Raw genomic sequence first — 7,126 nt, forward strand, 5'->3', positions numbered from 1 at the left:
GCAATATCCAGCTAGCGCATGACCCCGAAATCGGAAATCGATCCTCGGAAAGGATCATGCGCAAATCAAAGTGCTACAACGTCGTTTGCGCGTCCGCTAGGACGCGCTGCGCTGTAGTTTCGGATCACTGCCATCCACGCATCAGAAGCGGGTCGATATGCCGAAGTTGAATTCCTGCACGTCGTCGGTCTTTTCCTTCTTGACCGGGATCGCATAGTCGATGCGGATCGGGCCGAAAGGCGATGCCCACATCATGCCGACACCGACGGAAGCGCGCCATTCCATGCCGGTTGTCGAAGAATTGACAAGGCCACTTGCGATTTTGCTGCCGTAGAGCGTTGCCGCATCGGCGAACACAGCGCCGCGCAAACCGAAGCTTTCGGGGATGACCGGCAGCGGGAACTGCGCTTCCGCCGAGGCATTGAAGTAGGTGGTGCCGCCGAGATGGTCATTGCTGTTGTCCGAAGCAACCGGGCCGATGCCGCCATATTCGAAACCGCGGATCATACGGTCGCTGCTCTGGAAATGGTCGAAGACGCGCAGATCGCCGTTGCCATACCCCTGGACATGGCCGGCGCCGCCCGAAATGAGGCCCACCAGATCCAATTGTTCGGATAGCGTCTGATAGATGCTGCCGCGCGCCGTGACCTTGATGAACTTGGCGTCGCCGCCGAGGCCGGCCACTTCCGTGCCGACATTGGCATAAATGCCGTCATGCGGGTTCTTCATGTCGTCGATCGTATTGTAGATCAGGCCGAGACTGACCGAAGACTTGAGCCATGGGCTCTCGTTAACGCCGTTTACGATCGCCTGGGAGACGTCGCAGGTGCCACCATTGATAATGGGAACGCAGCCCTCGTCGAACTTGTACTTCTCTTGCGAGATGTTGTACGCCAGCTGCGTCGAAATGTTGTCTGTGATTGGCAGGCCGAAGCGAACGGTCGCGCCCGTCGTGTCGCTGTCGTAATGGTCGTAGTTACGGCTCTGCTTGTAGATGTCGAAGCCGGCCGCGATGCGGCGTCCGAGGAAATAGGGTTCGGTGAAAGAGAAGCTGTAGTCGCGCGAGTTCTTGCCACCGCCCGCCGCCACCTTGATGAATTGGCCGCGACCGAGGAAGTTGCGCTCACTGATGGAGCCTTCGACGGACGGACCTGACGTTTCACCGCCGCTCGAATAACCGGCGCCAACGGTGAACTCACCGGTCGATTTCTCGACCACGTCGACCACCAGCACAACCTGGTCCGGCTCAGAGCCCGGAACGGTGGAAATTTCGACTTTCTCAAAATAATCGAGCGCTTCCAGCCGCCTCTTCGCGCGCTGGATGAGGACCTGATTGAAGGCGTCGCCTTCGCTGACATCGAACTCGCGGCGAATGACGTAGTCGCGCGTCCGATCGTTGCCGCGAATCTCGATGCGCTCGATGTAGGCCTTGGTACCCTGGTCGACCGTATAGACGACCGAGATCGTGTGATTCTCGAAGTTGCGGTCGCCGCGCGGCGTCACCTGGGCGAAGGCATAGCCGGATCCAGCCACCTTCTCGGTCAGCGCAATGATCGTGTCCTCGACGTTCTTGGCGTTGTAGACATCGCCCTTGTGCGTCTCGACCACCGATTCAAGCGACTTGCTGTCGACCTCGGGGATCGTGCTTTCGACGCTGACATCCCCGAACGTATAACGCTCGCCCTCCTGCACCGTGATGGTGACGGTGTATTTGTTGGTGGTGTCGTCGAGTTCGCCGACAGCCGAGACGACCTGGAAGTCGGCATAGCCGTGGTTGTAATAGAAGCGGCGCAGCAGCTCCTGGTCGGCGCGCAGCTTGTCCTCGTCATAGACGTCGTCGCGCAGAACGAACGACAGGAATGACGAGCGCTTGGTGGAGATGATGTCCGACAGCCGGCGGCTCGAATAGGCGCTGTTGCCGACGAAATTGATCGCTGCAATCTGGGTGCGGCCGCCTTCGTTGATGTTGAAGACCACGTTTACCCGGTTGTCGCCGAGATCCATAATCTGGGTGGTCACGGCGGCGTCGTCGCGGCCAATACGCCGGTATGCGGCCTTGACCGCCTCAACATCGGCGTCGAGCTGCTGTTGCGAGAAGGTGCCGCGCGGCTTCAATTGCACCGCGGCTTCAAGCGCGTTGTCCTTGAGCTTCTTGTTGCCCTGGAACAGCACCTGGTTGACGACCTGGTATTCGGAAACCTTGATGACCAGCGTCGATCCGACCTGGTTGATCTGCACGTCCGAAAACAGCCCGGTGCCAAACAGCGCCTTGACCGCATCGTCGATATCCGAACTTGAAAACGCCTTGCCGGGTTTGATCGTCACGTAATTGCGGATGGTGTCCGCGTCGACGCGCTGATTGCCGGTGACTTCGACTCTGGAGACGACAGCCGCCTCGGCGGCCGATGTGGCAACGAACTGCACTGCGAGCGCGCCTGGTACAACCAGAGCGGCGGACATAGCCACCGCGGACGCGGCGCTCAGAAACTTGGATGCTGCCTTCATCGGGCTTTTGTACCTTTTCTCGAAGTCCCCACGGCGAGAAAACCGGACGTGCGGTAATTTCCCCTACCGTATTAACCGGATTTTCCCTACACGCAAGGCTTCTGGTTAATTTGTATTTACTTAACCCTGTGGCGTGGCTTTCGCGTCACGCAAATCCCCACGCATGGTAAACGGCGTCTCAACATTGCTCGTGCCGAAGCCAAATTCCTTCATGATTTCAGCACCCAAACAGATCGTTCCAGAAAACAAAGCCCATGAAGCCGAGCACCAATATGAGGCCGCTTCGGTAAGCCATTTCCATCATCCGTTCGGACACCGGCCGCCGGATGACAGCCTCCACGCCGTAGAACAGAAGATGCCCTCCGTCGAGGGGGGGAATCGGCAATAGGTTCAGAATCCCTATCCCGACTGACAGGAATGCAACAAGCTGCACGAGCCATTCAAAGCCGAGCTTTGCCGCCTGACCCGACATCTTGGCGATCTTGATGGGGCCGCCCAGCTGGCACTTGTCCTCGCGACCGACAACGAAACGTTGCAGGAACTGGCCGGTGCGCTGGATGACGTGACCGGTTTCCTGGACCGCTGCCCCGACCGCCCCGGCCGGGCTGTAGGTGATCAGCCGCGGTTGGCCGAGTTCCTTGTTGTTGACGACGCCGATCACGGCCACCTGGACCTTGTTGCCCAGTGCGTCTTGTTGTTCCATCAAGCGCGGCGTCGCCGTGACGGTGATTTCCTTGCCGGCGCGTAGCATGACGAAGGTGATGCTGTCGCCGGCGCGGCCAGAGACCAGACGCTGGACGTCGGCAAAGGTCTCGACCTTGCTGCCGTCGACGCTGACGAATCGGTCGCCGGGCATGATGCCGGCCGCGGCGGCCGGACTGCCGACGGTGACCTCGGCCACCATCGGCTCCAGCACGGGCCGGCCATGGACGGAAAACAGCACGGCAAAGACGGCGATCGTCAGCAGGAAGTTGAACAGCGGCCCCGCCACGACGGTCGCCGCACGCTTCCAGATCGGCTGCGTGTGGAAGGCAACCTTGCGTTCCTCGTCGCTCAGCGCCTCGATCTCCTCCGAGCTGGGCTGGCTCGACGTCGCGTTCATGTCGCCGACGAACTTGACATAGCCGCCGAGCGGTATGGCGCAAAGCTTCCAGCGCGTGCCGCGGCTGTCGTTGAAGCCTATGATCTCAGGGCCGAAACCGATCGAAAAGGCTTTTGCGCCGATACCGCACCAGCGCCCGACGAGGTAATGGCCCATTTCGTGGACGAAAACGACCACGGTCAGCACGAACAGGAAAGGCACCAGCGTGCCGAGGACAAAGCCCTCTGTGCTGAAAAGCGCGTGAAGAATCTCGTTCAACTCATGCCCTCAAATTCATCCACGGCACAGATCACGCCGCGACTGTGACATCAATCCAGGCGAATCCATGGCGCAGCCCCGCGCCGGCCCACCGACGATGCCGCTCAAACCGGAAACAGCCCCTGTGCCGGATGATCGGCGGTCGCGGAAATCCAGCCGATGACGTATAGGGCGACAGCCGCCGCGACAAGCCCATCGACCCGATCCATGATGCCGCCATGGCCGGGTATCAGCGTGCCGGAATCTTTACGGCCGTGGCGTCGCTTGACCCATGATTCGAACAGGTCACCGGCCTGCGCGGCGATCGAAAGCACCAGTGCGACCACGCCAAGCACGACGAGGTTGCCCGTTCCGGCTACGGCGGCCAGAAGCAGCCCGGCCACTACGCCGCCGACCACCCCACCGAGCGCCCCGCTCCGCGTCTTGCCCGGCGAGATCGACGGCGCCAGCCTTGGGCCGCCGACGGAGCGGCCGACGAAATAGGCAAAGATATCGGTCGCCCAAACCACGGCGAATAGGAACAGAATGGCCAGCAGCCCTGAATGGTCGCCGTCACGCAAGAAGGCCAGCGACAAGCCGGACACGGCCGCATAGGCAAGGCCGGATGCTTCCCACGGTCCTGCCCTGCGCATGGAGGAAGCGACGGCAGTGATAGCCACCAGAGCCGCGACGAGCGGCAGCAGCAAAGATGCAGGCAGGCCGGCGACAAGGGCACCAATAAAGACCACGATCAGCGCCGCGGGCAGAAAGCCGAGACCTGCCGTAGCACTAGCGCCCGCCGGGGCAACGGGGCGGCTCATCCGCGTCCACTCGTGGAAGATCGCCGCCGCCATGGCAGCGCAAAGCAACCGGAAGGACAGTCCGCCGAGCCAGGTCAGGGCAAGCGTGACGATGGCAAGCACGACGGCCGAAATGACCCGGAGTTGGAGGTTGCTCATTCCTCAGCCTGAGGCGACATCTTGGGCGGCAAGTCCGCCGAAGCGGCGCTCGCGGCCGGCGAAATCGCGCAGTGCATCGGACAGGTGCTCGCGACTGAAGTCGGGCCAGTAGCAAGGCAGGAAAACGAGTTCGCTATAGGCAGCCTGCCATAACAGGAAATTCGACAACCGAAGCTCGCCGCTGGTGCGGATGACCAGTTCCGGGTCCGGAATGCCCTCTGTATCGAGCGAGCTGGCAAAGGAATCGGCCGTGATCGCCTCGCTCTCGATCTCACCGCGCGCCACCGCCGCTGCGAGCTTGCGCGCGGTGCGCACGATCTCGTCGCGCCCGCCGTAATTGAAGGCAATAACCAGTGTCAGCGCCTCGTTGCGGAGAGTGAGCGTTTCGGCTTCCTCAAGCAGGCCCCTTATGTCGGGCTGCAGCCCTGCCCTGTCACCGATGACCCTGATCCTCACCCCACTCTGGTGCAGCTCGGCGAGGTCACGTCGGATGAAAAGCTTCAGCAGGCCCATGAGGTCGCTGACTTCGGATTTCGGCCGTGACCAGTTTTCCGACGAAAAAGCGTAGACGGTCAGGAAGGAGATGCCGAGGCCGGGGGCGGCCCGCACTGTCTTGCGCAGCGCCTCGACGCCGGCGCGGTGACCGGCCAGCCGCGGCAAGCCACGCGCCTTGGCCCAGCGTCCGTTTCCGTCCATGATGATCGCGACATGCGCGGGCGTTGCCATATTCTCGCTTCCGGGCCAGGCGTGGCCAGACCCTAGACCTGCATGATTTCCGCTTCCTTGTCGGAAAGCAGGTGGTCGATGGTGCTGATTGTCTCGTCGGTCAGTTTCTGAACCTGGTCGGCCCGTTTGCGATGGTCGTCCTCACTGATGTCGCCGTCCTTTTCCGCCTTTTTCAGAAAGTCCATGCCGTCCCGACGAACGTGGCGTGCGGCGACGCGGGCATTCTCGGCATAACCGTGCGAGATCTTGACCAGCTCCTTGCGGCGCTGTTCGTTGAGCTCGGGCAGCGGAATCCTGAGATTGGTACCGTCGACGATAGGATTGAAGCCGAGATTGGCTTCACGGATGGCGCGGTCGACTGCGCTGACCATCGACTTGTCCCAGACCGAAACCGAAATCATGCGCGGTTCCGGCACCGACACTGTTGCCACCTGGTTGATCGGCATGGTGGTGCCATAGGCCTGCACCTGGACGGCGTCGAGCAGGTTGCTCGACGCGCGGCCGGTGCGCAGCGAAGCCAGATCATGCTTGAACGCGGCGATCGCCCCGTCCATGCGCCGTTTGAGATCGTCGTACTCGCCACTCATCATCGTCTCCTCGACCCGTTAACCCGGGTTCACTGCTTAGGCCCTGTTCGAGCCTCATCCGCAACCGGTCCCTTTCGGGTTCATGGTCCGGTCAATCGTCTGCGACAACCGTGCAACGGCCGCCGCCCCTCAGGATATCGCCGAAACCACCCTTCTCGTGGATCGAATAGACGATTATCGGAATGTTGTTTTCGCGCGCAAGTGCAATCGCCGCCGTATCCATGATCGAAAGCCCGCGTTTGATGACTTCGTCATGGCTGATCCGCTCGAAACGTGTCGCGTGCGGGTCCTTCTTGGGATCAGCCGAATAGACACCATCGACCTGGGTGCCCTTGAACAGAGCATCGGCTCCGATCTCGGCGGCGCGAAGGGCTGCAGCCGAATCGGTGGTGAAGAACGGATTGCCGGTGCCGCCAGCGAAGATGACGACCTTGCCCTGGTTCATGTAGGCGGTCGCCTGACGCTGCGAAAAACTTTCGCAAAGCTCGGGCATGGCGATCGCCGACAGCACAACGGCGTCGACGCCGATCTTGTTGAGCGAGGTGCGCAGCGCCAGCGAGTTGATGACAGTGGCTAGCATGCCCATATGGTCGCCGGTAACGCGGTCGCCGCCCTTCGAGGCAACCGCGACGCCACGGAAGATGTTGCCGCCGCCGATGACGACACCGACTTCGATGCCCAGTGCGCGGGCCTCGGCGATGTCGGCGGCGATGCGGTCGACCACCGATACGTCGATGCCGAAATGCTGCTCGCCCATCAACGCTTCGCCCGATGCTTTCAGCAAGACACGTCGGTAGAGGGGCTTCACCGTCATCTGGTCCTCGTCATCGTGCGTGTGACGCGTTTCGGTGCGCCCCGAACCACTGGGCGTTCCGATACACGAAGGGGGCCCCGATATAACCCCGCCCCCCCGCCGCAAAGTTTTTAAACTAGACCCCGCTATACCAGCACTCAAACCCCCAAAAAATCCAATGAAAGAAAAGGGCCGCCCAAAAAATTCCCGCGTAACC

At 61.3% G+C, this 7,126-nt stretch carries 6 protein-coding genes; all 6 read right to left on the reverse strand.

What is annotated here, in order from left to right; genetic code table 11:
• Positions 1 to 141: 141 nt before the first annotated feature.
• Positions 142 to 2,505: an outer membrane protein assembly factor BamA gene (gene bamA, locus NKJ46_RS11865; RefSeq protein WP_352665087.1), complete on the reverse strand. Its 2,364-nt coding sequence runs from the start codon at positions 2,503 to 2,505 to the stop codon at positions 142 to 144.
• A 217-nt stretch (positions 2,506 to 2,722) separates the two neighbouring features.
• On the reverse strand, positions 2,723 to 3,865 hold the full coding sequence (gene rseP, locus NKJ46_RS11870) for an RIP metalloprotease RseP (RefSeq protein ID WP_352665089.1): 1,143 nt from the start codon (positions 3,863 to 3,865) through the stop codon (positions 2,723 to 2,725).
• 104 nt (positions 3,866 to 3,969) lie between these two features.
• The gene (locus tag NKJ46_RS11875) at positions 3,970 to 4,803 is read right to left on the reverse strand and encodes a phosphatidate cytidylyltransferase (protein ID WP_352665091.1); all 834 of its coding nucleotides are present in this window, start codon (positions 4,801 to 4,803) and stop codon (positions 3,970 to 3,972) included.
• Between the two features lie 3 nt (positions 4,804 to 4,806).
• A complete protein-coding gene (locus NKJ46_RS11880; RefSeq protein WP_352665093.1) occupies positions 4,807 to 5,529 on the reverse strand; it encodes an isoprenyl transferase in 723 nt (240 codons plus the stop codon).
• A 32-nt stretch (positions 5,530 to 5,561) separates the two neighbouring features.
• Positions 5,562 to 6,116 carry a ribosome recycling factor gene (gene frr, locus NKJ46_RS11885; protein WP_084640965.1) on the reverse strand — a complete coding sequence of 185 codons (555 nt, stop codon included), beginning with the start codon at positions 6,114 to 6,116 and terminating at the stop codon, positions 5,562 to 5,564.
• Positions 6,117 to 6,207: 91 nt separating this feature from the next.
• Positions 6,208 to 6,930, reverse strand: coding sequence for a UMP kinase (pyrH, locus tag NKJ46_RS11890; protein ID WP_023674934.1), 723 nt, complete (start codon positions 6,928 to 6,930; stop codon positions 6,208 to 6,210).
• Positions 6,931 to 7,126 lie beyond the last annotated feature (196 nt).

This window comes from Mesorhizobium sp. M0166 (genome assembly GCF_040322255.1).
GTDB lineage: Bacteria > Pseudomonadota > Alphaproteobacteria > Rhizobiales > Rhizobiaceae > Mesorhizobium.

Excerpts from the sequence above, each read along its gene's own strand:
- bamA (WP_352665087.1), bottom strand. The coding sequence starts at position 2,505 with ATGAAGGCAGCATCCAAGTTTCTGAGCGCCGCGTCCGCGGTGGCTATG.
- NKJ46_RS11875 (WP_352665091.1), bottom strand. The coding sequence starts at position 4,803 with ATGAGCAACCTCCAACTCCGGGTCATTTCGGCCGTCGTGCTTGCCATC.
- NKJ46_RS11880 (WP_352665093.1), bottom strand. The coding sequence starts at position 5,529 with ATGGCAACGCCCGCGCATGTCGCGATCATCATGGACGGAAACGGACGC.
- frr (WP_084640965.1), bottom strand. The coding sequence starts at position 6,116 with ATGAGTGGCGAGTACGACGATCTCAAACGGCGCATGGACGGGGCGATC.
- pyrH (WP_023674934.1), bottom strand. The coding sequence starts at position 6,930 with ATGACGGTGAAGCCCCTCTACCGACGTGTCTTGCTGAAAGCATCGGGC.